The sequence below is a fragment of the Acidovorax sp. Leaf160 genome, from assembly GCF_001424265.1.
Classification (GTDB): Bacteria; Pseudomonadota; Gammaproteobacteria; order Burkholderiales; family Burkholderiaceae_C; genus Paracidovorax.
This window is the reverse complement of record NZ_LMOV01000001.1, coordinates 63651-90092: the sequence shown is the minus strand read 5'-3', so window position 1 is coordinate 90092 and position 26442 is coordinate 63651. Positions and strand designations below refer to the sequence as shown.

Genomic DNA, 26442 nt, shown 5'->3' with positions numbered 1-26442 from the left:
CATGGCTGCCAGAACCCGTCTCAACTCGCTATCGATCTCCACCCGCCTGGGCTGGGGCTTCGGCTGCATCCTGCTGCTGGTGCTGGCGATCGCGCTGGTGGGCCAGTGGTCGCTGGCCACCGTGCAGGGCCAGCTGCAGTACATCGCCTCGACCAGCGCCAGCAAGACGCGGCTGGTCAACAGCCTGCTCGACAGCGTGAGCGCCGTGGGCCTGCACAGCCGCTCCGCCGCCATGCTGACCGAGATCGATCCGCGGCAGTCGACCGAACAGGTGGGCCGGGCCGGCCAGGTGCTGGAGCGCTATGCCCGCGACGAGGCCAGCCTGCAGCAACTGCTGGGCGGGGCCGGCTCCGCACCCGCCACGCCGGCCGAGCAGCAGCTGGCCGCCGACATCCAGGCGCAGGCCCGCAAGGCCCGGCCGGAGATCGAGTCGGCCCTCAAGGCCATCACCGACGGCGACACCGTGAGCGCGTCGCTCGGCCTGATGACCCGCGTGGCGCCGCTGGAGGCCGCCTGGCGCGCCCAGCTGGGCAAGATGCTGGAGCTGCAGGAGCAGCTGAACACCGAAGTGGTCGCCACGGCCGAGGCCACGCAGCAACGGGCGCGCTACCTGAGCATCCTGCTGGTGGTGCTGGCGATTGCCGCCGGCCTGCTGATCGCCTGGCGGGCCACGCGCAGCATCACGCAGCCGCTGGGCCGCGCCGTGGTGGTGGCCGAGCGCATCGCCCGGGGCGACCTGACCTCGCAGGTCGAGGTGCGCCAGCACGACGAGACCGGCCGGCTGCTGGAAGCCATTGCCGCCATGCAGGAGCGCCTGCGCACGCTGGTGGGCGAGATCAGCACCGCGGCCGATTCCATCCTGGTCGCCAGCGCCGAAGTGGCCTCCGGCAACCTCGACCTGAGCCAGCGCACCGAGCACACCTCGCGCAACCTGCAGGAGGCCGCGTCGGCCCTGGGCGACATCACCCACACCGTGACCCAGAGCGCCGACGCCTCGCGCCAGGCGCACGGCCTCACCTCTTCCGCGTCCGACGTGGCCACGCGCAGCGGCGACGTGGTGTCGCAGGTGGTGAACACGATGGACACGATCAGCGCCAGCTCGCACAAGATCGGCGACATCATCAGCGTGATCGACGGCATCGCCTTCCAGACCAACATCCTGGCGCTGAACGCCGCCGTGGAAGCCGCGCGGGCCGGCGAGCAGGGCCGGGGCTTCGCCGTGGTGGCGTCGGAAGTGCGGGCGCTGGCCGGCCGTTCGGCCGATGCGGCGCGGGAGATCAAGGCGCTGATCCAGGCCAGCGGCACGCATGTGAGCCAGGGCAGCACGCTGGTGGGCCAGGCGGGCTCCACGATCCGCGAGCTGGTGGAGTCGGTGCGCCGCGTGTCGGACATCATGGGCGAGATCACCGCCTCCGCGCAGTCGCAGAGCGAGCGCATCGGCCAGGTCAGCCAGTCGGTGGGCGAGCTGGATTCCATGACGCAGCAGAACGCCGCGCTGGTGGAGGAAAGCTCGGCCGCCGCCGACAGCCTGCGCGAGCAGGCCGCCCGGCTGACGCACGTGGTGGGCCAGTTCCGCCTGTCGCGCCAGCCGGGTGACGGCGCCGGCAGCGATGGCCGCGACTGGCAGCCGGCTGCGCTGGGCGCCGCATCGCCCGTGCCTGCGCCCCAGGCTGCGGTGGCGGCCCCGCGCCGCCCTGCCCTGCGCGCGGCGGCGGCGCCCGCGCCCCGCGCGCTCACCCGCTGAGCGGGCCTGCCGCAGCGGTTGGCGCGGGCGGCACGGCCCGCCGTGCGCGGCGGCGCGGCGCGGTCGTCGGCGCGGCGGTGCTGTCCTTCGGGTCGCGGCCGGCGGCGGCGGCGCCCTGCGGCGCGAAGCTGCCGCTGCGCAGCGCCGCCAGGTCGAGCACCCGCAAGCCCCCGTATTCGACCCGGATGGCGCCCTGCGCATCGAGCGTGGTGAGCGCCTCGTTCACCCGCTGGCGCGACAGCCCCACCAGGTACGCCAGCTCCTGCTGGGTGATGCGCAGCACCTCGCCCACGTTGGGGTAGAGCACCGGGTTGAAGAGCGCCGCCAGGCTGCGCGCCACCCGCAGGTCGGTGTTGGCCATGCGGTCGATCTCCAGTGCGCCGATGAACTGGCCCAGCCGCTCGTTGAGCTGCCCCATTACGAAGCGGTTGAAGCCGATGGAGTGGTCCAGCAGCCAGTGGAAGGTCTCCAGCGGCAGGCCGGCCACCACGCTCTTGCGCAGCGCCCGCACGTTGTAGCGGTAGGGTTCGCGCTTGACCACCGTGCCCTCGCCGAACCAGCCGCCCGGCGGCAGGCCGGCGAAGGTCATGGTCTGGCCCTGCTCGTTGTCGGTGCTCATCTTGAGCAGGCCCTCGACCACGCCGAACCAGTAGGTGACCGGGCGGCCCAGCCGGCAGACATGGTCGCCCACCAGCGCATCGCCCACCCGCAACGCCGCCACGGCGCGCTCGCGCTCGGCCGGCTGCAGCGCGGCCAGCCACGGAATGCCGGCCAGCTCCTGCGCGGTGGGCGGCCTGCGGCGCTGGTGCAGGGTGACGTCCTGGTTCATGCGCCCGAGCATGGCCCAGGAGGCGGCCGGCACGGATGGGGGAATACCACGACCGGGGCCGGCGCCCGCGCGCCATGCGGCCGGATGCGGTCACGCAATGCTATGTTTTTTATAGCATATGAGCCAATGAAAACGGGCGCCCAAGGCCGGTCAGGCATCAAAACATCAGGGGCGGCCCGCCGTGTGCGCCCCAGGGGCGGCTACTTGGACGGCACGGCATACCGGTAGCCCTGGAACGCCCAGACCGTCCGGCCCTGCTCCACGCGCTCCAGCGTCAGGCCGGGCGCCGCCGCGTCGCCTTCGTGCAGCACCTGGCCGTTGACGATGGCCATGCGGTAGAGCGGGTTGGACGAGTAGGTGACGCCCGCGATCTGCAGCATGGGCAGCTGGTCGCGCACCGATGCGGGCAGGTCGCCCGGTGCGAAGACCGTGCCGGCGGATGCCGTGGCCTTGGGCGCGGGAGGAGCGGGTGCCGGGGTGGGTGCCGGGGCGGGTGCGGACGGGCGAGCCACAGCGGTCGCCGCTGGCGCTGCCGGCGCCGTCCGGGGCGTCTCTGCCTTGGCGGCGCGCGGCGTCGCCGGGGCGGGCGGGGGCGCCTCTGCGGAGGCCGGGGGCGTCGATGGATTGCGGCGCTCGGGCCGCGCCTCTGCCGCCGGCGCCGTCTTGGCGGGTGCAGGCGGCGGCTCCTTCACAGGAGCCGCCACGCTGGCCGGCGACGCGCCCACGGCGGTGGCCGCTGCACTGACCGAGGAAGTGGCCTCCGAGGCAGCCGCCGGAGGTGCCGCAGAAGGTGCCGCCGCAACCACCACCCCGCCGCCGCGCGACTGCTGCCACCACCACATGCCGCCTGCGGCGACGGCGGCGGCGGCCAGCGCCGCGCCCGTCACCACCAGGGCGGTGGCCGCCCGGGGCCGGCCGGGCGGGTCGGCAGCGGGGTGGCCGGTGGCGGCAGGCCCCGGCGTGTGCAGGCCGGGCACGGCGCCCCGCCCGCGTTCGGCTTCGGCGCGCCGCAGCGCTTCCAGGATGTACGACATGGTGTTCAGACTCCGGTGCGCAGGCGCGGTTCTTCGACGCCAGCGGCGCGGTTCAGCTGCATGAGGGTGAGCGGGCCGGCCCGCCCGTCGGGCGTGAGGCCCTGGGCCAGCTGGAAGCGGTGGATGCGGGCACGCCGCTCGGCCAGCGTGACGGTGCGGGTCGCGCCGGCCGAGGTAGCCGCGTCGGCGGCGGCGGGCAGATGCTGGTCGAGCCAGGCGGCGCCGGCCGGTTGGGTGGCCACGTCGCTGACTTCGGAGGGGTCACCCTTGTCGCCCTTGTCGGTCTTGCCGGCCAGGCCGGGCGGCATGCGCCAGAGCGTCGCCAGCTCGCCGCGCCAGACCTGCGCCAGCGCGCTCACCGGCAGGCGCACGCTGCGGCCTTGCGCGCCCTGCAGCGTGGCGACCTCGCCCTGCAGCACGCGCAGCACGGCGGCCACAGGGGCGGCGTCGCCACCGGGGTAGAGGGTCAGCAGCACCGGCCGGTCGAGCTGGCGCACCAGGTTCAGGCTGGCGCGGGGGTTGCGCCAGCAGCGCAGGCCCGCCTGCGGCAGCCAGGCGCCGCAGGCATCGGCCGCGCTGCCCTCGCGGCCGGCTGGGGTGGCGCCCCAGGCGGCGGCCAGCGCCTGCCAGGCCGCCGCGTCGTCGGCGGGTTGCGCGGCCAGGAACGGCGCCAGCGCATCGGCCGAGGGCACGGCGCTGGCGGCGGGGGAAGGCGCCGAAGCGGCCTCTGCCCTGTCCAGGGCCCGCTGCGCGGCGCGGGACGGATGCGCCGCCTCCGGCCCGGCCATGCGCCCGCCGGGCCAGGCCCACACGCCGGCGGCCACCACGGCGGCGCCGGCCAGCGCGCCCAGGGCGCCGGCGGCACCGGTGCGCCAGCGGGACGCGGAGCCTGCGCCGGCCTGCGCAGCGCCGCCAGCGGCACCCGCGCTGCCGGCGCTGCCGAACACCTCGCGCGCCGCGCGGCGCACGATGGCGTCGCCCACCTGGTGCGTGCCGGCTGCGTAGGCGCCCAGCAGCGCGCGGTCGCACAGCAGGTTGATGCGGCGCGGCACGCCACGCGCCAGGCGGTGCACGCGCTGCAGCGCGCGCCGGTCGAAGGGCAGCGGGCCGGACAGGCCGGCCACGCGCAGGCGGTGGTCCACGTACTGCGCGGTCTCCTGCGCGGTGAGGGCGTCCAGGTGGAAGCGGGCGATCACGCGCTGGGCCAGCGGCTCCAGCGCGGCGCTGGCGACCATGCCGCGCAGCTCGGGCTGGCCGATCAGGATGATCTGCAGCAGCTTGCGTTCGCTGGTTTCCAGGTTGGTGAGCAGGCGCAGCTGCTCCAGCACGTCGGGCGCCAGGTTCTGCGCCTCGTCGATGATGAGCACGTTGTTGCGCCCCGCTGCGTGCTGCGCCAGCAGGAAGGCGTTCAGCGGGTCCAGGCAGTCCTTGACGGTCTCGGCCCCCGGCGCGGCGGGCGCGTGCGCCACGCCGAACTCGTCGCAGATGGAGCGCAGCAGCTCGCCCACGGTGAGCTTGGGGTTGAAGATGTAGGCGACGTTGCAGTGCGCCGGAATCTGCTCCAGGAAGCAGCGGCAGACGGTGGTCTTGCCGGTGCCGATCTCGCCCGTCAGCAGCACGAAGCCGCCGCCCGCGTCCAGCCCGTAGAGCAGGTGGGCCAGCGCCTCGCGGTGGCGGTCGCTCATGAAGAGGTAGCGCGGGTCGGGCGCGATGGAAAACGGAGCGTGCTCCAGACCGAAGAACGGTGCGTACATGGGCCGGGAGGATACCGCCCCGCCTGCGTGGGCCCGGGGCGCGGCAGCCGCGCGTTTGCTGCAGCGCAGCGCAGGGTTAGACCCGTCAGGAGTTTCCCGCAAATTGTCGTCACAAAGACATATGGACGTCAAAGTGATTCCTACCATGCAAGGCATTGCAAGGGCGTTCTCGCCGCGGGCCGCACGATCAATCGGGCTGTTGACCGAACGATCGCGCCGCACTCCCCGCGCCGCCGACGACGCCACACCGTCCTGACAGGAGAGGTATGAGCACCACATTCCCCCAACTGCTGCTGCGCCACGCCGCCGAGCGCCCCACCGCCGCTGCATTGCGCGAGAAGGAATACGGCATCTGGCAGACCCACAGCTGGGCGGACCTGGCGCGCATGGTGGAAGCCCTGGCCGCCGGCCTGCACGAGGCCGGCCTGGCGCGCGGCGAGCATCTGGTGGTGATCGGCGCCAACCGCCCGCGCCTCTACGCCACCATGCTGGCCGCGCAGTCGCTGGGCGCCATTCCGGTGCCGCTCTATCAGGACGCGGTGGCCGCCGAGTGCGTCTATCCGCTGAACAACGCCGAAGTGCGCTTCTGCATCGTCGAGGACCAGGAGCAGGTGGACAAGCTGCTGGAGATCCGCGAGCAGTGCCCGGCCATCAGCCGCATCTTCTTCGACGACCCGCGCGGCCTGCGCAACTATGACGAGCCCGGCCTGGAGTCGATGGACACGCTGGCCCAGGCCGGCCAGGCCGCCGCGGCGCGCCAGCCCGGCTGGTTCGCCGAGCAGGTCGCTGCCACGCGGCCCGAGGACGTGGCCGCGATGTTCTTCACCTCCGGCACCACCGGCAACCCCAAGGGCGTGGTGCACACCCACGCCACGCTGCTGGACCGCGCCACGGCCGGCGCCGAGTTCGACCGCCTGACCAGCAGCGAAGAAGTGCTGGCCTACCTGCCGCCCGCCTGGATCGGCCAGAACATCTTCAGCTACGCGCAGTGGCTGGCCTGCGGCTACGTGGTGAACTGCCCCGAGTCGGCGGCCACGGTGACCATCGACCTGAAGGAAGTCGGCCCCACCTACTACTTCGCCCCGCCCCGCGTGTTCGAGGGCCTCTTGACCAGCGTGATGATCCGCATGGAAGACGCGGGCGCGCTCAAGCGCCGCATGTTCCACGCCTGCATGGCCCTGGCCCGCCGCGTGGGCCCCGCGCTGCAGGACGGCCAGCCGGTGGGCGCCTGGGACCGCGCGCTCTACGCGCTGGGCGACCTGCTGGTCTACGGCCCGCTGCGCAACACGCTGGGTTTCTCGCGGGTGCGCGTGGCCTACACGGCGGGCGAGGCCATCGGGCCGGACCTGTTCACCTTCTACCGCTCCATCGGCATCAACCTGAAGCAGCTCTACGGCTCCACCGAGACCGCCGTGTTCGTCTGCCTGCAGCCCGACAACCAGGCCCGCGCCGACACGGTGGGCGTGCCCATCCGCGGGGTGGAGATCAAGGTGGCCGACAACGGCGAGATCCTGGTCAAGTCGGCCGGCCTGCTGCGCGAGTACTACAAGAACCCCGCCGCCACGGCCGAGGTGCTGACCGAAGACGGCTGGTACCGCACCAGCGACGCGGGCTTCCTCGACGCGCAGGGCCACCTCAAGATCATCGACCGCATCAAGGACGTGGGGCGTCTTTCGGGCGGTGCCAACGACGGCGCCATGTTCGCGCCCAAGTACGTGGAGAACAAGCTCAAGTTCTTTCCCTACATCAAGGAAGTGGTGGCGCTGGGCAACGGCCGCGACAAGGCCTGCGCGCTGATCAACATCGACTTCGACGCCGTGGGCAACTGGGCCGAGCGCCGCAACCTGCCCTACGCCGGCTACACCGACCTGGCCGCCAAGCCCGAGGTGTACGGCCTGATCCGCGACTGCGTGGAGAAGGTGAACGCCGACCTCGCCACCGACGAGCTGCTGGCCGGCAGCCAGGTGAGCCGGTTCCTGGTGCTGCACAAGGAGCTGGACGCCGACGACGGCGAACTCACCCGCACCAACAAGGTCCGCCGCGGCTTCATCGCCGACAAGTACGGCGTGCTGGTGGATGCGCTCTACGCCGGCCGCACCACGCAGTTCATCGAGACGCAGGTGAAGTTCGAGGACGGCCGCACGGGCCGCGTCAGCGCCGACCTGGTGCTGATGGACGCCAAGACCTTCGCCCCCGCCCGCCGGGCCGCCTGAAACCAGGGAAGAACCTGCAGATGACCACCAAGAAGATCGGCGACGTCATCCTCGACGTCCGCAACATCAGCCTGCGATTCGGCGGGGTGAAGGCGCTGACCGACATCTCGTTCGATGTGCGCGAGCACGAGATCCGCTCCATCATCGGCCCGAACGGCGCCGGCAAGAGCTCGATGCTCAACTGCATCAACGGCGTCTACACACCATCCGAGGGCTCCATCACCTTCCGCGGCAAGACCTTCGACCACATGAACAGCCGCCAGGTGGCCGAGATGGGCGTGGCACGCACCTTCCAGAACCTGGCCCTCTTCAAGGGCATGAGCGTGCTGGACAACATCATGTCCGGCCGCAACCTGAAGATCAGAAGCAACCTGCTGATGCAGGCCCTGCGCATCGGCCCGGCGGTGGACGAGGAGATCCGCCACCGCGAGGTGGTCGAACGCATCATCGACTTCCTGGAGATCCAGGCCTGGCGCAAGGCGCCCGTGGGCCAGCTGCCCTACGGCCTGCAAAAGCGCGTGGACCTGGGCCGCGCGCTGGCGATGGAGCCGCAGGTGCTGCTGCTGGACGAACCCATGGCCGGCATGAACGTGGAGGAAAAGCAGGACATGTGCCGCTTCATCCTCGACGTGAACGACGAGTTCGGCACCACCATCGTGCTGATCGAGCACGACATGGGCGTGGTGATGGACATCTCCGACCGCGTGGTGGTGCTCGACTACGGCAAGAAGATCGGCGACGGCACGCCGCAATCGGTCAGAGAAAACGAAGACGTCATCCGCGCCTATCTGGGCGCTGGACACTGAGAGGCAAGCCATGGGATTCTTTCTCGAAACCGTATTCGGCGGCCTGATGGCCGGCATGCTCTACGCGCTGGTGGCGCTGGGCTTCGTGCTGATCTTCAAGGCCTCCGGCGTCTTCAACTTCGCGCAAGGGGCGATGGTGCTGTTCGCGGCGCTGGCCATGGCGCGCTTTGCCGAATGGTTCCCGAAGTGGCTGGGCTTCAGCAGCCTGCTGCTGGCCAACCTGATGGCCTTCTGCGCGGCCGTGCTGTGCATGGTGGCGGTGGCATGGCTGGTGGAGCGGCTGGCGCTGCGCCGGCTGGTGAACCAGGAAGGCATCACGCTGCTGATGGCCACGCTGGGCATCACCTACTTCCTCGACGGCGCGGGTCAGCTCATCTTCGGCAGCGCCACCTACAAGATCGACGTGGGCATGCCCAAGGACCCGATGATCGTGCTGGAGAACGTCTTCGAGGGCGGCCTGCTGCTGTCCAAGGAAGACCTCTATGCCGCGCTGGTGGCCGCCCTGCTGGTGGCCCTGCTGTCGCTCTTCTTCCAGAAGACGCGCACCGGCCGCGCCCTGCGCGCCGTGGCGGACGACCACCAGGCGGCGCAGTCGATCGGCATTCCGCTCTCGCGCATCTGGGTGATCGTCTGGTCGGTAGGCGGCATCGTCGCGCTGGTGGCCGGCATCATCTGGGGCAGCAAGCTGGGCGTGCAGTTCTCCATCTCGCTGGTGGCGCTGAAGGCGTTTCCGGTGGTGATCCTGGGCGGCCTCACCTCGGTGCCGGGCGCCATCGTCGGCGGCCTGGTGATCGGCGTGGGCGAGAAGCTCTCCGAGATCTACCTGGGGCCCTACCTGGGCGGCGGCATCGAGAACTGGTTCGCCTACGTGCTGGCGCTGGGCTTCCTGCTGGTGCGTCCGCAGGGCCTGTTCGGCGACAAAATTATTGATCGCGTATGAAGTACGCCATCAATAATTTTGCGAAGTCGGCGCCGGATTCGCACCGCGAATCCGGTCAGTGGGGCCAGGGGCTGCACTGTGCGGCCGCAGGCCGTGCCCACGTGGACAAGATCATCGATCGCGTCTGAACCTCAAGCACAGGAGCTAAGCAGATGTTCTATCGCGAAAACGGTCAATTTAAGAGCAGCTACCGCGCCGACATGGGGCTCTTCCCCGTCGCGCAGGACCGGTGGGCCATCCTCGGCCTGCTGGCCGTGGCCTTCGTGCTGGTGCCGATGGTGGGCAGCGACTATTTCTTCCGCGCCATCGCCATTCCCTTCCTCATCCTGTCGCTGGCGGCCATCGGGCTGAACGTCCTGGTGGGCTACTGCGGGCAGATCTCGCTGGGCACGGGCGCCTTCATGGCGGTGGGCGCCTATGCGGCCTACAACCTGCAGGCGCGCATCGACGGCATGCCGCTCTTGCTGGCGCTGCTGGGCGGCGGGCTGTTCGCCACGGTGTTCGGCGTGCTCTTCGGCATCCCGAGCCTGCGCATCCGGGGCCTCTACCTGGCGGTGGCCACGCTGGCCGCGCAGTTCTTCACCGACTGGTTCACCAACCGCGTGAAGTGGGTCACCAACGACTCGTCCTCCGGCTCGGTGAGCGTGGGCGGGCTGGACATCCTGGGCTATGCCATCCAGACGCCCGTGCAGAAGTACCTGCTGTGCCTGGGCTTCGTGGCCGTGTTCGCCCTGCTGGCCAAGAACCTGGTGCGTGGCGCCATCGGCCGCGAGTGGATGGCCATGCGCGACATGGACGTGGCAGCGGCGGTGATCGGCATCTGCCCGGTCTACGCCAAGCTCAGCGCCTTCGCCGTCAGCAGCTTCATCGTGGGCGTGGCCGGCGGCCTCTGGGGCTTCGTGCACCTGGGCTCGTGGGAGCCGGCGGCCTTCGGCATCGAGCGTTCCTTCCAGCTGCTCTTCATGGTCATCATCGGCGGGCTGGGCTCCATCTCGGGCGCGTTCTTCGGCGCCGCCTTCATCGTGCTGCTGCCGCTGCTCTTGAACTACGTGCCGCACTGGCTGGGCCTGCCGATCTCCACCGCGACCGCGACCCATGTGGAACACATGATCTTCGGCGCGCTGATCGTCTTCTTCCTGATCGTCGAACCCCACGGCCTGGCGCGGCTGTGGTCCACCGCCCGGCAGAAGCTGCGGCTGTGGCCTTTCCCGCACTGACCGCCCGCGGGTCATTGCGCTTCTTGCTCCCTGCGTCCGTGTTCCGGCCTTCCTTCACCACAAGCGCACTTCAGGTGCCATCACTCCAGGAGACTCTAGCCATGCAACTCAAGCAAAGAATCGCGCTGGCCGCCGCTGCCGGCGCCACCGCCATCGCGGCGTATCTGCCGGTGGCCGCGCAGGCGCAGGCTGCCACCGAGCAGTTCGTGCCGCTGATGGTCTATCGCACCGGCCAGTTCGCGCCGCTGGGCATTCCATGGGCCGACGGCAAGCAGGACTACCTGAAGCTGGTGAACGCGCGCGACGGCGGCGTGAACGGCGTGAAGATCGCCTTCGAGGAATGCGAGACGGCGTACGACGCCGCCAAGGGCGTGGAATGCTATGAGCGCCTGAAGGGCAAGGGCAGCGGCGCCTCGGGCTTCGACACGCAGTCCACCGGCATCACCTTCGCGGTGACCGACAAGGCCTTCGTGGACAAAATCCCGGTCGAGACGCCCGGCTACGGCCTGTCGCAGTCGGCCGACGGCACGGTGTTCGAATGGAACTTCCCGCTGCTGGGCACCTACTGGACCGCCGCCGACGTGATGCTGCAGGACATCGCCAAGAAGGAAGGCGGCAGCCTGAAGGGCAAGAAGATCGCGCTGGTCTACCACGACAGCCCCTACGGCAAGGAACCCATTCCGCTGCTGCAAAAGCGTGCCGAGGCCGACGGCTTCACGTTCAGCACCTTCCCGGTCACGCCGCCCGGCGTGGAACAGAAGTCGACCTGGCTGCAGATCCGCCAGCAAAAGCCCGACTACGTGCTGTTCTGGTCGGCCGGCGTCATGACGCCCGCCGGCATCCGCGAGGCCCAGGCCAGCGGCTACCCGCGCGAGAAGATCTACGCGATCTGGTGGGCCGGCTCCGACCACGACGTGAAGGACATCGGCGCGGGCGCCAAGGGCTACAACGCCATCACCATCCACAACAGCGCGGCCAAGGACAAGGTGCATGACGACCTGAAGAAGTTCGTCTACGACAAGGGCCAGGGCACCGGCGCCGCCACGGGCGTGGGCACGCTGGCGCACACCCGCGGGATGATGATCTCGATGCTGCAGGTGGAGGCGATCCGCGCCGCGCAGGAGAAGTACGGCAAGGGCAAGGTGCTGACGCCCGAGCAGGTGCGCTGGGGCTTCGAGAACCTGGACCTGACGGCCGACAAGCTCAAGGCCCTGGGCTTCGGCGAAGTGATGCGGCCGGTGAAGACCTCGTGCCAGAACCACATGGGCACCGACTGGGCGCGCATCGTGCAGTGGGACGGCGGCAAGTGGGACATCAAGTCCGACTGGTACCAGGCCGACAAGATGCACATCGACCCGCTGGTCAAGGAGTACGCCGCCAAGTACGCCAAGGACAAGAACGTGAAGCCCAGAACTTGCACCCCCTGAGTCGCTGACGCGCCTTCCCCCTCTCTCGCTACGCGGGAGGGGGACGACACCCTCGGTGCGGGGCGGCCCTTCCTCGGTGTCCCGCGCCCCCCATGCCACAGGCCGCGCCACCGATCCACGCCAGCGCCACGCCTCTGAAGCCGAACTGCCTGCCCTCCTCAACGCCCATGGAACACGCCATGACCACCTCACCGCCTTCCACCAGCGACCCGCTGCTTGTCGTCAACGGCATCGAGGTCATCTACAACCATGTGATCCTGGTGCTCAAGGGCGTGTCGCTGACGGTGCCCGAAGGCTCCATCGTCGCCCTGCTGGGCGGCAACGGGGCGGGCAAGACGACCACGCTGCGCGCCATCTCCAACCTGCTGGCGGGCGAGCGCGGCGAGGTCACCAAGGGCAGCATCACGCTGCGCGGCGAACGCATCGAGCAGCTCTCGCCCGCCGGGCTGGTGGACCGGGGCGTGGTGCAGGTGATGGAAGGCCGGCACTGCTTCGCCCACCTGACCATCGAGGAAAACCTGCTGACCGGCGCCTACACGCGGCGCGACCGCGGCGAGGTGGCGGCCAACCTGGAGAAGGTCTACAACTATTTCCCCCGCCTGAAGACGCGCCGCACCAGCCAGGCGGCCTACACCTCGGGCGGCGAGCAGCAGATGTGCGCCATCGGCCGCGCGCTGATGGCCAGCCCGAAGATGGTGCTGCTGGACGAGCCCTCGATGGGCCTGGCGCCGCAGATCGTGGACGAGGTCTTCGCCATCGTGAAGGACCTGAACGCCAAGGAGCGCGTAACCTTTTTGCTGGCCGAGCAGAACACCTCGATGGCGCTGCGCAATGCCGACTACGGCTACATCCTGGAGAACGGCCGCGTGGTGATGGACGGCGCGGCGGCCGACCTGGCGACGAACGAGGACGTCAAGGAGTTCTACCTGGGCATGGGCGGCGGCGAGCGGCGCAGCTTCAAGGACGTCAAGAGCTACAAGCGGCGCAAGCGCTGGCTGGCCTAGAGATGGACAACCCCCTGAGCGGCTGCGCCGCTTCCCCCTTCTCTCGGCTCGCTTCGCGATCCGGGAAGGGGGACGCCACCGGTGGCCTGGCAAAGCCAGTTCCACGGTGGCTCTGGCCTTGGGCCGCGCCAGTCCGGAGCGGTGCGCTCACAAGTATTTGCAGCTGGCGAGCAGAGCGTCACTCCTAAATTCATAGCTAGCTGCGCTTGATTCATGAGCGCTAGCGGCAGATTTCATTCAAAACCCAGAGGAACCCAGGCATGAACACGTTCTACGACGCCCTGGAAACCCGCAGCCCTGAGGAGCGGGAGGCGGCGGTGATGGCGGCGCTGCCGGGGCAGGTGGCGCATGCGCAGAAGCGGTCCGCGGCGTTCGCCGAGATCCTGGCGGGCGTCGATGCGTCGCAGGTCACCAGCCGGGCGGCGCTGGCGCGGCTGCCCGTCACGCGCAAGCACGAGCTGCTGGAGCGCCAGCAGGCGCGGCGCGCGGCCGGCGGCGATGTGTTCGGCGGCTTCAGCGCGGTGGGGTTCGGCGCGGGCATGCCGCGCGTGTTCGCCAGCCCCGGGCCGATCTACGAGCCCGAGGGCACGCGGCGCGACTACTGGCGCATGGCGCGGGCGATCCACGCGGCAGGCTTTCGCCCGGGCGACCTGGTGCACAACGGTTTCAGCTACCACTTCGTGCCCGCCGGCTCGATGATGGAAAGCGGCGCGCACGCCCTGGGCTGCAGCGTCTTTCCGGGCGGCACGGGCCAGACCGAGCAGCAGGTGCAGGCCATGGCTGAGCTGCGGCCGGCCGGCTACATCGGCACGCCGAGCTTTCTGAAACTCATTCTGGAGAAGGCCGACGCGCTGGGCACGAAGCTGCCCAGCGTGGGCAAGGCGCTGGTGTCGGGCGAGGCTTTTCCGCCTTCGCTGCGCGACTGGTTCGCCGCGCGCGGCGTGGCGGGCTACCAGTGCTACGCCACGGCCGACCTGGGCCTGATCGCCTACGAGACCAGCGCCCGCGAAGGCCTGGTGCTGGACGAGGGCGTGATCGTGGAGATCGTGCGCCCCGGCACCGGCGACCCGGTGCCTGAGGGCGAGGTGGGCGAGGTGGTGGTGACCACGCTCAACACCGACTACCCGCTGATCCGCTTCGGCACGGGAGACCTGTCGGCCGTGCTGCCCGGCCCCTGCCCCACCGGCCGCACCCATACCCGCATCAAGGGGTGGATGGGCCGCGCCGACCAGACCACCAAGGTGCGCGGCATGTTCGTGCACCCCGGCCAGATCGCCACCGTCGCCAAGCGCTTTCCGCAGGTGCTGCGCGCGCGGCTGGTGGTGAGCGGCGAGATGGCCAACGACCAGATGGTTCTGCAGGTGGAAACGCGCGAAACCGCCGGCGGCCTGGCGCAGCAGCTGGAGGCTGCCGTGCGCGAGGTGACCAAGCTGCGCGCCGACGTGCAGCTGGTGGCGCCCGGCACTCTGGCCAACGACGGCCGCGTCATCGAGGACGCGCGCAGCTACCGCTGATGCCACCACACGGCGCCACAGCAACCACCTGGGCAACAACTAATACCAAAGCATTAATCGATCCAACGCTCATATTTCAATAGCAGCATAGCCTTTGAAATCAAGCGCCACCAGCATAAAAGGCTTAAAAACGGAATCCGCCAAAGCTAGTGATTACCTGAATACGGGGCGCCGGAAGCGCTGCCTATCATGGCCCGTCATTTCCAGGAGCATCATGAAAAACTCGTTCAAGTTCGCCGTCGCCGCCGTCGCTGCCACCCTCGCCTGCGGCGCCTTCGCGCAAGACTTCCCCGCCAAGGACCGTCCCATCACCATCGTCGTGCCCTTCGCGGCCGGCGGCCCCACCGACCGCGTGGCCCGCGACCTGGCCGAAGCCCTGCGCAAGCCGATGGGCGGCGCCAACGTGGTGATCGACAACGCCGTGGGCGCAGGCAGCTCCATCGGCACCGCCAAAGTGGCCCGCGCCACGCCGGACGGCTACACGCTGCTGCTCAACCACATCGCCATGGCGACGATGCCGGCGCTCTACCGCAAGCTGTCGTTCAACGTGGCGAACGACTTCGAGTACCTGGGCATCCTCAACGACGTGCCGATGACGCTGATCGCGCGCCCCACGCTTCCGGCCAACAACTACAAGGAACTCACGGCCTGGATCGCGCAGAACAAGGGCAAGGTCAACCTGGGCAACGCCGGCCTGGGCGCCGCCTCGCACCTGTGCGGCCTGATGTTCCAGAACGCCATCAAGACCGAGATGACCACCATCGCGTACAAGGGCACGGCACCGGCCATGACCGACCTGATCGGCGGCCAGATCGACCTGATGTGCGACCAGACGACCAACACCACCTCGCAGATCGAGGGCAAGAAGGTGAAGGCTTTCGCCGTGACCACCGCCAAGCGCCTGACCACCCCGTCGCTGAAAGACCTGCCGACGCTGGCCGAAGCCGGCGTGCCGAACTTCGAGGTGACCATCTGGCACGGCCTCTACGCCCCCAAGGGCACGCCCGCCCCGGTGCTGGCCAAGATCAACGAAGCCGTGAAGGCCGCGTTGAAGGACCCTGAATTCATCAAGAAGCAGGAAGGCCTGGGCGCCGTGGTGGCGGCCGACAAGCGCATCGAGCCGGCCGAACACAAGAAGTTCGTGCAGGCCGAAATGGACAAGTGGGGCGCGGTCATCAAGGCGGCCGGCACCTACGCGGACTGATCACGGCCCCAACGCAACTGCCACACGTCGACCCAGCCACCGGGTGCCCTGCGCCCGGTGGCTTTTTCTTTGGGCGGGCGCGGCGCCTGGCGGGTTTCCACCAGCGCCGGGACCAGGGCGCAGCCGGTACAAAGGGCCACACCCCAGCAACCCATGGCAACCCGCGGCAACCGGTCACCCGCCGGATGCCTTCGTGAAGGAACCGCATGCCCCGCCCCCTCCCAAGCCACTCCAGGACTCACCCCGCACGCCCAGCCGACCCTACGCCGCCCACGCCCGGCGGCGGGCGCCGGCACGCCCTGGCGTCGTTGTCGGCCGCCGCGCTGGCGGCGGCTTTTTGCGGCGCCCCGGCCTGGGCGCAGGCCCCCGCCTGGCCGACCAAGCCGGTGCGCATCGTCGTGCCCTTCGCGCCCGGCGGCACCACCGACATCCTGGCCCGCGCGGTCGCGCCCGAGCTGTCCAAGGCCTTCGGCCAGCAGTTCATCGTGGACAACCGGGGCGGCGCGGGCGGCAACATCGGCGCCGAAGTGGTCGCCAAGTCGCCTGCCGACGGCTACACGCTGCTGATGGGCACCGTGGGCACGCACGGCATCAACCGGGCGCTCTACGCCAAGCTGCCCTACGACCCGATCAAGGACTTCGTTCCCATCACCCTGGTGGCCGCCGTGCCCAACGTGATGGAGATGAACGCCGACAAGGCCCGGTCCCTGGGCATCGCCAACGTGCAGGACTTCATCCGCTACGCGAAGGCGAACCCGGGCAAGCTCAACATGGCTTCGAGCGGCAACGGCACCTCCATCCACCTGGCCGGCGAGCTGTTCAAGAGCATGACCGGCACCTACATGCTGCACATGCCCTATCGCGGCTCCGGCCCGGCGCTGCTGGACATGGTGGGCGGCAACATGGACGTGATGTTCGACAACCTGCCTTCGTCGATGGCGCAGATCAAGGCCGGCAAGCTGGTGGCCCTGGCGGTGACGAGCGCCGAGCGGTCGGCGGCCCTGCCCGACGTGCCGACGGTGGAGGAAGCCGGTGGCCCGGCACTGAAAGGCTTCGAGGCCAGCTCGTGGTTCGGCCTGCTGGCGCCGGCCGGCACGCCGGCGGACGTGGTGCAGCGCATCCAGCAGGAAACGGCCAAGGCGCTGGCCACGCCGGCCGTGAAGGAGCGCCTGCTGGCGCAAGGCGCGCTGCCCGGCGGCAATGCACCGGCGGATTTCGCCCGCCACATCGATGCCGAGCACCGCAAGTGGGCGGCGGTGGTCAAGGCATCGGGCGCCAAGGTCGACTGACGGGCAGGACGCGGCCCGGAGCGGCACCGGGCCTCCCCGCTGGCCGCCCCTGTCGCCCCTGTCGCGCCTGCCGCGCCTGTCGCGCTTGCCGCCCCCGGCGGCTCACCAGGTGACGTCGGCCTCCTCGGCGGCGCTGCGGCGCAGCATGTCGATCAGCGGGGCCGCGCGCTGGTGCAGGCGCACGGTGTTGGCGCGCTCGGCATCGCGCTCTTCCTCTTCGGCGCCACGCCCGTTTGCCCCGGCGGCTGCGGGGTCCCGCTTCTCGTCGGCGGCGATGGCGGCTTCCAGCGCCGCGATGGCGGCGGGGATCTGCGCGACGGTCACGATGCCGTGCGGGTCGGGCGACTTGCCCATGATCTGCAGCAGCTGCCGGCCGTTGGCCTCCAGCATGATCACATCGGCAGTGGCTCGGGATTTGAATTTGTAGAGCATGGAGCGGAGCGCCTGGACGACGCAAGTGAGTGCTGAGGGCTTCGAATATAGACATCTGCCCCGCAGCCCGCAGTCGGACTGCACCGCAACCGCGCCGGGCACGGCGGGCAGCGCCCCGCACCCGCCGTGCAGCGCACCGGAGCCCGGCTGCATGGCACACGGCGCCGGCTATGGCCTAATAGCGTGTTTTCCCTTTTTCCCATTTTTTTCTGCAGGAGCCGCCATCATGGGCAACAAGATCGTTACCGAAGCCGACCGCAAGCGCACCCCCCGTCCCGCCACCCCCGCCGGCGTCAGCCTGCCCACGCCCGGCCGCGGCCAGCGCGTGAGCCTGGAACGTGGCGTGGCCACGCGCAGCAAGAAGAACCCCGGCAAGCGCTCCAAGAAGGGCGGCTGAAGCCCCCGCGCCGCTGGCGCATCGCCCTGCGGCCGCGTGCCAGCGCCGTGAACGAGCCCTCTTCGCGAGCCCTCTTCGCAGAGGGCTTTTTTCATGGGGCGCTGCCGGCAGCCGGGAGATCGTCGGCGCGGGCCCAGGGCCGGGCCCGGCTGCTGCGTACTGGCGGCCGCGACAAATGCTGACAGGCTCGGGACACGCTGGCGGTGCCCGGCGGCGTTCGGCGCGGCACAATGCGGCAGGTGGCCCCATGCGCTGGGGCCCGCCCGACACCCCACCGCCCACCGGATTTCGCCGCCGACGGACCGCACCATGCCCACCACCGCACCCGCCCCCCTGTCCGCCGACGATGCCGGCGCGCTCTATGCCGCCTTGCAGGCCGGGCCGCTGGCAGGCACGCCCGTGACCACGCTGCGCATCGGCAGCACCCAGACCACGCTGGCCAGCGGCGACGGCCCGCAGGCCCGCCTGCTGCGGTCGCTGCCCATCGGTGCGCGGGCCACGGCGGCACTGTGCTTCGCACAGCAGCCGCCCACCAGCGCCGAACTGGAAGCGGCCATCGCCCGGGTGGAAGACGCGGTCATGCCGGTGCGTGCACTGCTGCCCGAGGCATCGATGCTGTTCACGGCCGATGCCGGCATCCGCCAGGTGGCACTGGCCGCCGGGCTGGAAGCACAGCCGGAAATGCAGCTCACCCTCGATGCCGTGGAGCGCACGTTCGAGCGGCTGGTGGCGTGGACGGAGGGCCGGCTGGCGGGCGAGGACGACCTACCGCAGGAGCCGGCCTTCGCCGCCACCCTGCTGATCCTGCGCGAGACGATGCAGCACCTGGGCTTCAGCGCCGTGGTGGTGCGCTCCGACGCGGTGGTCTAGGCAGGCTCCGCCAGCGTCACCACGCCGGCTGCGGCGTGGCCGATTCTCCAAGGCGCAGCGCAGGCCTTGCGCTCCGAACCCCGTCAGGCTCCCCCTCGCGTCAGGCCGTGGGCACCGTGAACGTCGCGCGCGCGGCCAGCGCCTTCTCGCGCGTGTGGCAGCCCTCGAAATGGTCATTGACCAGCCCCATGGCCTGCATGAAGGCGTACATGGTGGTCGGGCCCACGAAGCTCCAGCCGCGTCGCTTCAGGTCTTTCGACAGCGCCACCGATGCGGCCGACCGGGTCAGCGCGCGGACGGCGTCCGGCGTGCAACGGCCGGGCCGTCCCTCGGCGGCCAGCGGCTCGAAGCGCCAGACGTAGTGCGCCAGCGAACCGAACTCGCGGCGCAGCTCCAGCACCCGGCCCGCGTTGTGGATGGCCGATTCAATCTTGCCGCGATGCCGCACGATGCCGGCGTCGGCCAGCAGCCGCGTCACCTCGGCCGGGCCGAAGCGTGACAGGGCCTCCGCGTCGAACTGCGCGAACCCGGCCCGGAACGCCTCGCGCTTGTTCAGGATGGTGATCCAGCTCAGGCCCGCCTGGAAGCCTTCCAGGCAGAGCTTCTCGAACAGCCGCCGGTCGTCCGCCACCGGAAAGCCCCATTCGTGGTCGTGGTAGTGCCGGTAGAGCGGCGTGGCGCGGCACCAGCCGCAGCGCGGGCAAGCATCGGCCAGGGTGAAAAGGCCGGTGGCGGGGTCGACGGGGGGCAGCGAATCGGCTGCGGCGGCCGGCACTTGGGGGGAGGACAGGTCGGACATGCCCGTGATTCTCGCGCGGCCGGCAGCGCCCGGGCGCCGGGCCGGCGGCGGCGCCGCTTTCGTTATCCTTGCGGGCTGCACCATGGTCTCGACGCCCTTCACCTCGCGCCCCCTCTCGCTGTCAAAAAACACGCGCATGCCCGGCCTGCAAGCCCGCGGGTGGGGTGCCGCCAGAGCCATCGCCCTCTGCCTGGGGCTGCCGCTGCTGGCCGGCTGCGCGGGCACCGGCCAGTCGCTGGCCTATTACTGGCAGTCGGTGCGCGGCCACCTGCAGATGATGGGCGCGGCCGAACCCATCGGCGACTGGATGGACCGGCCCGGCACCAGCGCCGCGTTGCGCGAGCGGCTGGAACTGGCGCGGCAGGCCCGCAGCTTCGCCAGCAGCGAACTCGGCCTGCCCGACAACGCCAGCTACCGCCGCTATGCCGACCTGGGCCGGCGCGCGGCCGTGTGGAACGTGGTGGCTGCAGGCCCCTATTCGCTCACGCTGCACACCTGGTGCTTCCCGGTCACGGGCTGCATCGGCTACCGGGGCTACTTCGACGAGGCCGACGCGCGCGCCGAAGCCGCCCGGCTGTCGGCGGACGGCCTGGAAACCAGCGTGTACGGCGTGCCCGCCTATTCCACGCTGGGCTACCTGAACTGGGCCGGCGGCGACCCGCTGCTCAACACCTTCATCGCCTGGCCCGAGGGCGACTTCGTGCGCCTGCTGTTCCACGAGCTGGCGCACCAGGTGGTCTACGTGCAGGGCGACACGCGTTTCAACGAATCGTTCGCCACCGCCGTCGAACGGCTCGGCGTGGAGCGCTGGCTCAGCGAGCGCTCCACGCCCCGGGCGCGCGCCGACTTCGCTGCCAGCGAGGCCCGCCGCGCCGCCTTCCGCATGCTGACCCGCGACGCCCGCGCCCGGCTGGCCGGCGTTTATGCATCGCCAGCGGATCAGGCGGCCGCCGGTACAGCGCTGGCAGCGATGAAAAGCGCAGCAATGCAGCAGTTCCGCGACGATTACGCCGCGCTGCGTGCCCGCTGGCTGGCAGACGGCGCCACGCCGGCGCAGCTGAGCGGCCTCGACCAGTGGGTGGCCACCGCCAACAACGCCAGCTTCGGCGCCCAGGCGGCCTATGACGACTGGGTGCCGGCCTTCACCGCGCTGTTCGAGCGCGAGGGTGGCGACTGGCCGCGCTTCTACGCCGCCGTGCGGGCGCTGGCCGCCCGGCCTACCGCCGACCGCGAAGCCGCCCTGCGGGCGCTGCAACCCGCCCTGCCGGCAGCAGCTCCGCCGGCAGCCCCCCGCACGTCCGCCGCAGGCCCGCCCGCCGGGCCTGCGGCACCCCCTGCAGCCCCCACCCCACCGGAGACCCCGATTGCCTGACATCCAGATCGACCGTGCCCACACGCTGGGCCTGCCCGAAGCGCGCCGCATTGCGGGCCTGTGGGCGCAGAAAGCCGAAGCAAAATTCGACATGGAATGCCGCTACGTGCCGGCAGACACGGTGCAGCCGGACGGAACGCCCGCGCCCGACGTGCTGCACTTCCAGCGCCCGGGCATCGAAGGCACGATGCAGGTGACGGCCGACCGCTTCGCACTGCAGGCCGAACTCGGCTTCCTGTTTTCCGCCTTCAAGGACCGCATCACGGCCGAGATCGAGGGCCAGTTCGACAAGCTGCTGGCCCCGCGGGCGGCGTGAGCTGCGTGGGCGGCGGCTGCCGGGGAGCCAGCCCACCCCCCAGGCCGCGCCGAAAAGAAGCAGGCCCCGCACCGGTCGAGGGTGGCGGGGCCTGCTTCGTTCCGTGCCGGCGGGGTCGGCGCGACCCGGCCGGCGCAGCTCAACTCAAATCAAATCCACTCAACTCAACTCAACTCAACTCAACTCAACTCAGGGATTCGATCAGGTCGATGTACTGCTGGCGCGCCGCATCGCTGTCGGTGCCCTTGAGCTTTTCCCAGGCGTCCCACTTCGCGCGGCCCACCACGTCGGAAAAGCTCGGCTTTTTCTCGCTGTTGTCGCCCACCGTGGCCTGCTTGTAGAGCGCGTAGATCTTCAGCAGCGTGGGGTTGTCGGGGCGCTCGCTCAGGTTCTTCGACTGCGCGACGGAGGCTTCGAAAGCGGCATTCAGGTCGGACATACAACGGTCTTTGCAAGTTGGTGAGGACGGACGCAAATCTTAGAGCGTCCTGAGCCGCTTCACGCCCTTCGTGCCGGAAGATCCGCCGATGCGTGTGTAAAGGCCAGCCACCCGCCCCGGCCCCGGCCCCGGCCTCACCTCACCACGCCCGCCTCAGAAGCTTTCCCACTCGGACTCGGCCTGGCTGCGCGGGCCCGGTGGCGCCGGCGCCGCCGCCGGGCGTGCGACCAGCGACAGCGAGGGCTTGTGCGCGGGCGCGGGCGCATGCGCCGGTGCCGCAGCCGACTGCGCGGCGCGGGCCGCCCCGCCTCCGCCGGACGCCGCCCGCACGGGAATCGCTGCACGCGCGGCCGCGGCGGGCACGGGCGCCGGCGCGGGCGCGGACAAGGGTGCCGCAGGCGCTGCCCGCGCAGCAGGGGGCGCTGACGGCGGCAGCGCCGCGGCGTCGTCGTCGCCCAGCCGGAACACGGCGGTGGCCCGCACCATCTCCCGCGCCTGTGCGCTCAGGCTGCTGGCGGCGGCGGCCATTTCCTCGACCAGCGCCGCGTTCTGCTGCGTGGCCTGGTCCACATGCACGATGGCTTCGCTGATCTGGTCCACGCCCGCGCTCTGCTCGGCGCTGGAGGCGCTGATCTCGCCCATCAGGTCGGTGGCGCGGCGGATGGACGCCACCACGTCGTCCATGGTGCGGCCGGCCTTGTCCACCAGTTCGCTGCCGCGATCCACGCGCTGCACGCTGTCGTTGATGAGCTGCTTGATCTCCTTGGCGGCGTCGGCGCTGCGCTGCGCCAGGCTGCGCACCTCCGATGCCACCACGGCGAAACCCCGGCCCTGTTCACCGGCACGGGCTGCTTCGACCGCCGCGTTGAGCGCCAGGATGTTGGTCTGGAAGGCGATGCCGTCGATCACGCCGATGATTTCGCCGATGCGGTTGCTGCTGTCCTGGATGCCGCGCATGGTCTGCACCACCTCGGACACCACCGCGCCGCCCTGCTCCGCCACCTCGGACGCGTTGCGCGCCAGTTCGTTGGCGCGGCGGGCGGTGTCGGCATTCTGGCGCACGGTGGAGCCCATTTCCTCCATCGACGCGGCGGTCTGCTGGAGCGCGGCGGCCTGCCGTTCGGTGCGCACGGAAAGGTCGTGGTTGCCGGCATCGATCTCGCTGCTGGCGCCCGACACGCCGTGCGCGCTGGTGCGCACCGTGCGCACCACCTCCGACAGCTGCGCGCTCATCGTGGACATGGCGGCCATGATGCTGCTGCTGTCGCCCGCCCGCAGCGGAATGCGGGCCGACAGGTCGCCCGCCGCCACGGCATCGGCGGCGTGGCGCAGCTGCGACGGGTCGCCGCCCAGCTGGCGCACCACCGAGCGCAGATAGACCGCCAGCCCGATCAGGCAGGCGGCCAGCAGCAGCATGGCGCCGGCCGTGAGCGCGCGGTTGTCGCCTGCCAGCTCCTTCACCTCGTTGATGCGGGCCGACAGGCGCTCGCCCTGGCGGTCCTTTTCGGCGCCCAGCGGCGCCAGCAAGCGGTTGCGCGCCGGAATGGTGTCGGAGACCAGATAGGCGAACGCGTCGTCCTTGCGGCCTTCGCGGATCAGCTGGAGGTTGCGCTCCCCAGCCGCCCAGAAGGCCTCAAGCAGGCCGGGCAGCGGCGCGTAGGCACGGCGGCCCTCCTCGGAGGTCATGCTCTCGCCCAGCGATTGCAGCGTGCTTTGCAGCAGCTGGCGCTTTTCGGCGATGTCGGCGAGGGTGGCGTCCAGCTCCTGCGGGTTGCGCGCCAGGATGGCGTGGCGCACCTGCAGCGAGACCCGGGTGACGTTGAGCTCCATGGCCGCAATGCGCTGCAGCTGCGGCACGTTGGACGAACGGACGATCTCGGCATCGCTGATGAGGCGGCCCATCATCCACCAGATGGCGACCGTCATCGCTGCCAGCAGCAGCAGCAGGGCGATGTTGATCGCGGCAAGCCGGCGAGCCAGCGTCGCGCGGGGCGGAACCGGGGTCATGGGCGTCCTCTCCGTGGTCTCTGCCGGCGAGGGGCCTCAGCGGGCAGCCATGTATCGGGTTCAGGGCCGCTCCGCGCCGTCTCCTGTCAACGCCCGGCCAGTCTGCCGGTCGTCTTGTCGGCTTGGTTTACATATGGCTCACATTGTTGGAGGGGTGGCTGGAAAAATCCATCCCCCTCCGAGGGGGTAGGTAACCGCAGACCGGAAACCGCGAATCTTGTAGAGCGCGTGTCAAAAGAAAAGGGGCGGTGACGCCTTGCGCCACCGCCCCTTCGCTGTCGCCTGGGCGACTTCGGACGTAAATCAGCCCTTCCGGGAAGCCAGCCACTCCTGCGCCAGCTGCACCCAGAACGTCCCGCCCAGCGGGATCAGGTCGTCGTTGAAGTCATAGCTGGGGTTGTGCAGCGTGCAGGGGCCGCCGCCGTGGCCCATGGCGCGGTGGTCGCCGTCGCCGTTGGCGATGAAGCAATACGCCCCGGGCTTGGCCTGCAGCATGAAGGCGAAGTCTTCCGCGCCCATGGTGGGCTCCTGCGGCACCACGTTGCCCTCGCCCACGATGCCCTGCATGACCTTGCGGGCGAAGTCGGCCTCGGCCGGCGAATTGACCGTGGGCGGGTAGTTGCGCACGAACTCGAATTCGCAGGTGGCGTCGTGCGCGGCGCAGGTGTGCTCGGCCACCTGCTTCATGCGGCGCTCGATCATGTCCAGCACCTCGATGCTGAAGGTGCGCACGGTGCCTTGCAGCTCGCAGCTGTCGGGCACGACGTTGGTGGCCTCGCCGGTGTGGATCATGGTGACCGAGATCACGCCCGCGTCCACCGGCTTCTTGTTGCGGCTGATGATGTTCTGGAACGCCTGCACCATCAGGCAGGCCACCGGCACGGGGTCGATCCCCATGTGCGGCATGGCCGCATGGCTGCCCTTGCCGCGGATGGTGATCTTGAATTCGTTGCTCGACGCCATCACCGGGCCGGGACTGACGGCGAACTGGCCGGCCTTCATGCCGGGCCAGTTGTGCATGCCGAACACGGCCTGCATCGGGAACTGCTCGAACAGACCGTCCTTGATCATCTCGCGCGCGCCGCCGCCGCCCTCTTCCGCCGGCTGGAAGATGAGGTACACGGTGCCGTCGAAATCGCGGTGCCGGGCGAAGTGCTGCGCCGCCGCCAGCAGCATGGCGGTGTGGCCGTCGTGGCCGCAGGCGTGCATCTTGCCGGCATGCTTGCTGGCGTGCTCGAAGGTGTTGAACTCGGTGATCGGCAGGGCGTCGATGTCGGCCCTGAGGCCGATGCCGTGGCCCGAGGCGCCGCCATCGCGCCCGTGGACGATGCCGACCACGCCGGTCGTGCCCATGCCGCGGTGGATCGGGATGCCCCATTCGGTGAGCTTGGCGGCCACCAGGTCGGCGGTGCGCACCTCCTGGAAGCAGAGTTCGGGGTGGGCGTGGATGTCGCGCCGCAGCGCCGCGATGGAGGCCGCTTCGGTGACGATGGAGTCGATGACTTTCATGGGCGAGGTTCCTTGGCTTGAAGGTTTGAGTCTAGGCGCCGGACCGGCTGCACGCCATGCGGGGTTATTCGTACCGGCAGGGGTGCCCCGGTCTGGCGCTGCGCCAGGCAGGGCAAGCACGCATCACGCCAGCGGCCGTGAAGGGCTCAGACGCGAATGCGACCGTCGCCGGTCAGCATCGACATCTCGACGAAGCGCGAGCCCGCATGGCTGCCGGCCCCGTAGGCCAGCGCGAAGCCGCCCACGCCTTGCGGGGAGATGCCTTCGAGCGCGGTGACCAGCGCATCGCGCGTGGGCCGGTCGCCCGCGCGGCGCAGCCCCTCGGTGAACACGCGGGCGGCCAGGTAGCCCTCCAGGCTGGAATAGTTGGCCTGCACCTTGCCGTCCTTCTTCAGCGCCTCGTGGAATTCGCGGGTGATCTGCCGCGTGGTCTGGAACGGCGAGGGCACGACCTGCGACACCACCACGCCCGCGGCCTCCTTGCCCAGCGCATCGGCCAGCGCCTGGGTGCCCACGAACGACAGGTTGTAGAAGGTGCCGCCGTAGCCCGCCTTGCGCGCGGCCCGGATGAAGGCCGCCGCCGCCGCGTAGGTGCACACCATGACCATCGCCTCGGGCTGGGCGGCGACCAGCGTCTTCACGGCGGCCTCCACATCGACCGAGTTGCGCTCCACCGTGGCCTGCGCCACCGGGGCCAGCTGCTGCTCGGCCAGCGCGCGGGTCATGCCGTCCAGGCCCGCACGGCCATAGGCATCGTTCTGGTGCAGCACGGCGATCTTGCGCAGGTGGAGGTTGGTGAGCTGGCGGGTGATCAGCGCCGTCTCGTCGTTGTACGAGGCGCGCACATGGAACACCAGCCGGTTGAAGGGCTGGCGCAACGATTCGGCGCCCGTCAGCGGCGCGAAGAACGGCAGCCGCGCCTGGGTGGCGAGCGGCAGCGCCGCCAGGCTGGTGGGCGTGCCCACGTAGCCGAAGAGCGCGAACACGTCGTCGGCGATGAACTTGCGGGTGTTGGCGGCGCAGCGCTCGGGCTCGTAGCCGTCGTCCAGCGTGCGCAGCTCGATCGGGCGGCGGCCGCCCTGGGCGTTGTACTGGTCGAAGCACAGCTTGGCGCCCTGCTGGTACTGCGTGCCCAGCTGGCCCGCCGGGCCCGACAGAGCCGCCGACTGGCCGAGCACCAGCGGCGAGTCGCCCTGCGCATGCACGGCCGGAAAACCGGCCAGCGCCGCCGCCCCCATGCCGAGGGAAAACTGACGGCGGTTCCACCGCTGGTTCTGCTTCATGATGAAATGTCCTGATCCCGAATCGTTTTGGCTGACCGAGAGA

Annotated in this window: 24 protein-coding genes; 15 read left to right on the top strand and 9 right to left on the bottom strand. The window is 70.3% G+C overall.

Annotated elements, in window-relative coordinates:
* Nucleotide 1: 1 nt before the first annotated feature.
* Entirely contained in the window at nt 2-1744 is a 1743-nt protein-coding gene (locus ASF94_RS00370; RefSeq protein WP_056659914.1) for a methyl-accepting chemotaxis protein, read from the top strand.
* Here the strand turns inward: ASF94_RS00370 and ASF94_RS00365 are convergent.
* The 3 genes from ASF94_RS00365 to ASF94_RS00355 all read right to left on the bottom strand — a co-directional run bounded on the left by ASF94_RS00365 (nt 1734) and on the right by ASF94_RS00355 (nt 5361).
* Nucleotides 1734-2573, bottom strand: a complete 840-nt coding sequence (locus tag ASF94_RS00365) for a Crp/Fnr family transcriptional regulator (protein WP_056660703.1) — start codon at nt 2571-2573, stop codon at nt 1734-1736. The genes ASF94_RS00370 and ASF94_RS00365 overlap by 11 nt on opposite strands.
* A gap of 200 nt (nt 2574-2773) precedes the next feature.
* Nucleotides 2774-3607: a general secretion pathway protein GspB gene (locus ASF94_RS00360; protein WP_056659911.1), complete on the bottom strand. Its 834-nt coding sequence runs from the start codon at nt 3605-3607 to the stop codon at nt 2774-2776.
* Nucleotides 3608-3612: 5 nt separating this feature from the next.
* Nucleotides 3613-5361 carry an AAA family ATPase gene (locus tag ASF94_RS00355; protein ID WP_056659908.1) on the bottom strand — a complete coding sequence of 583 codons (1749 nt, stop codon included), beginning with the start codon at nt 5359-5361 and terminating at the stop codon, nt 3613-3615.
* 266 nt (nt 5362-5627) lie between these two features.
* On the opposite strand from ASF94_RS00355, the gene ASF94_RS00350 reads away from it, so the two are divergent.
* The 10 genes from ASF94_RS00350 (at nt 5628) to ASF94_RS00310 (ending at nt 16975) form a co-directional block, all read left to right on the top strand.
* The gene (locus ASF94_RS00350; protein WP_056659905.1) at nt 5628-7574 is read left to right on the top strand and encodes a long-chain fatty acid--CoA ligase; all 1947 of its coding nucleotides are present in this window, start codon (nt 5628-5630) and stop codon (nt 7572-7574) included.
* Between the two features lie 20 nt (nt 7575-7594).
* Nucleotides 7595-8380 carry an ABC transporter ATP-binding protein gene (locus ASF94_RS00345; protein ID WP_056659902.1) on the top strand — a complete coding sequence of 262 codons (786 nt, stop codon included), beginning with the start codon at nt 7595-7597 and terminating at the stop codon, nt 8378-8380.
* Between the two features lie 10 nt (nt 8381-8390).
* Complete coding sequence (locus tag ASF94_RS00340) at nt 8391-9320, top strand: branched-chain amino acid ABC transporter permease (protein ID WP_056659899.1); 930 nt, start codon at nt 8391-8393, stop codon at nt 9318-9320.
* Nucleotides 9317-9448, top strand: a complete 132-nt coding sequence (locus ASF94_RS21850) for a hypothetical protein (protein ID WP_255355187.1) — start codon at nt 9317-9319, stop codon at nt 9446-9448. The genes ASF94_RS00340 and ASF94_RS21850 overlap by 4 nt, the downstream gene beginning before the upstream one ends.
* Nucleotides 9449-9472: 24 nt before the next feature.
* The gene (locus ASF94_RS00335; protein ID WP_056659895.1) at nt 9473-10537 is read left to right on the top strand and encodes a branched-chain amino acid ABC transporter permease; all 1065 of its coding nucleotides are present in this window, start codon (nt 9473-9475) and stop codon (nt 10535-10537) included.
* Nucleotides 10538-10638: 101 nt separating this feature from the next.
* Nucleotides 10639-11964 carry an ABC transporter substrate-binding protein gene (locus tag ASF94_RS00330; RefSeq protein ID WP_056659891.1) on the top strand — a complete coding sequence of 442 codons (1326 nt, stop codon included), beginning with the start codon at nt 10639-10641 and terminating at the stop codon, nt 11962-11964.
* A gap of 179 nt (nt 11965-12143) precedes the next feature.
* Entirely contained in the window at nt 12144-12968 is an 825-nt protein-coding gene (locus ASF94_RS00325; protein WP_156382373.1) for an ABC transporter ATP-binding protein, read from the top strand.
* A 260-nt stretch (nt 12969-13228) separates the two neighbouring features.
* Nucleotides 13229-14482: a phenylacetate--CoA ligase family protein gene (locus ASF94_RS00320; RefSeq protein ID WP_056659884.1), complete on the top strand. Its 1254-nt coding sequence runs from the start codon at nt 13229-13231 to the stop codon at nt 14480-14482.
* A gap of 214 nt (nt 14483-14696) precedes the next feature.
* Nucleotides 14697-15686: a tripartite tricarboxylate transporter substrate-binding protein gene (locus ASF94_RS00315; protein ID WP_056659882.1), complete on the top strand. Its 990-nt coding sequence runs from the start codon at nt 14697-14699 to the stop codon at nt 15684-15686.
* Between the two features lie 206 nt (nt 15687-15892).
* Nucleotides 15893-16975, top strand: coding sequence for a tripartite tricarboxylate transporter substrate binding protein (locus ASF94_RS00310; RefSeq protein WP_082492865.1), 1083 nt, complete (start codon nt 15893-15895; stop codon nt 16973-16975).
* A gap of 102 nt (nt 16976-17077) precedes the next feature.
* Here the strand turns inward: ASF94_RS00310 and ASF94_RS00305 are convergent, their stop codons facing one another.
* A complete protein-coding gene (locus tag ASF94_RS00305; RefSeq protein ID WP_056659879.1) occupies nt 17078-17407 on the bottom strand; it encodes a DUF1840 domain-containing protein in 330 nt (109 codons plus the stop codon).
* A 226-nt stretch (nt 17408-17633) separates the two neighbouring features.
* On the opposite strand from ASF94_RS00305, the gene ASF94_RS21490 reads away from it, so the two are divergent.
* Nucleotides 17634-17804, top strand: a complete 171-nt coding sequence (locus ASF94_RS21490) for a hypothetical protein (protein ID WP_200932990.1) — start codon at nt 17634-17636, stop codon at nt 17802-17804.
* A gap of 309 nt (nt 17805-18113) precedes the next feature.
* Nucleotides 18114-18674, top strand: a complete 561-nt coding sequence (locus ASF94_RS00300; protein WP_056659876.1) for a hypothetical protein — start codon at nt 18114-18116, stop codon at nt 18672-18674.
* Nucleotides 18675-18774: 100 nt separating this feature from the next.
* Here ASF94_RS00300 and ASF94_RS00295 read toward each other — a convergent pair whose 3' ends face one another.
* The gene (locus ASF94_RS00295) at nt 18775-19473 is read right to left on the bottom strand and encodes a DNA-3-methyladenine glycosylase I (RefSeq protein ID WP_082492864.1); all 699 of its coding nucleotides are present in this window, start codon (nt 19471-19473) and stop codon (nt 18775-18777) included.
* A 136-nt stretch (nt 19474-19609) separates the two neighbouring features.
* On the opposite strand from ASF94_RS00295, the gene ASF94_RS00290 reads away from it, so the two are divergent.
* Together ASF94_RS00290 and ASF94_RS00285 are read left to right on the top strand one after the other, a co-directional pair.
* Nucleotides 19610-20845, top strand: a complete 1236-nt coding sequence (locus tag ASF94_RS00290; RefSeq protein ID WP_082492912.1) for an aminopeptidase — start codon at nt 19610-19612, stop codon at nt 20843-20845.
* Nucleotides 20838-21161: a polyhydroxyalkanoic acid system family protein gene (locus ASF94_RS00285; protein WP_056659873.1), complete on the top strand. Its 324-nt coding sequence runs from the start codon at nt 20838-20840 to the stop codon at nt 21159-21161. The genes ASF94_RS00290 and ASF94_RS00285 overlap by 8 nt, the downstream gene beginning before the upstream one ends.
* 184 nt (nt 21162-21345) lie before the next feature.
* Here the strand turns inward: ASF94_RS00285 and ASF94_RS00280 are convergent, their stop codons facing one another.
* The 4 genes from ASF94_RS00280 to ASF94_RS00265 form a co-directional block, all read right to left on the bottom strand.
* Entirely contained in the window at nt 21346-21600 is a 255-nt protein-coding gene (locus ASF94_RS00280; protein WP_056659870.1) for an acyl-CoA-binding protein, read from the bottom strand.
* A gap of 153 nt (nt 21601-21753) precedes the next feature.
* Nucleotides 21754-23607 carry a methyl-accepting chemotaxis protein gene (locus ASF94_RS21905; RefSeq protein WP_056659867.1) on the bottom strand — a complete coding sequence of 618 codons (1854 nt, stop codon included), beginning with the start codon at nt 23605-23607 and terminating at the stop codon, nt 21754-21756.
* Nucleotides 23608-23910: 303 nt separating this feature from the next.
* On the bottom strand, nt 23911-25116 hold the full coding sequence (locus ASF94_RS00270; protein WP_056659864.1) for a M20 aminoacylase family protein: 1206 nt from the start codon (nt 25114-25116) through the stop codon (nt 23911-23913).
* Between the two features lie 146 nt (nt 25117-25262).
* Nucleotides 25263-26399, bottom strand: coding sequence for an ABC transporter substrate-binding protein (locus tag ASF94_RS00265; protein WP_056659862.1), 1137 nt, complete (start codon nt 26397-26399; stop codon nt 25263-25265).
* Nucleotides 26400-26442: the final 43 nt, after the last annotated feature.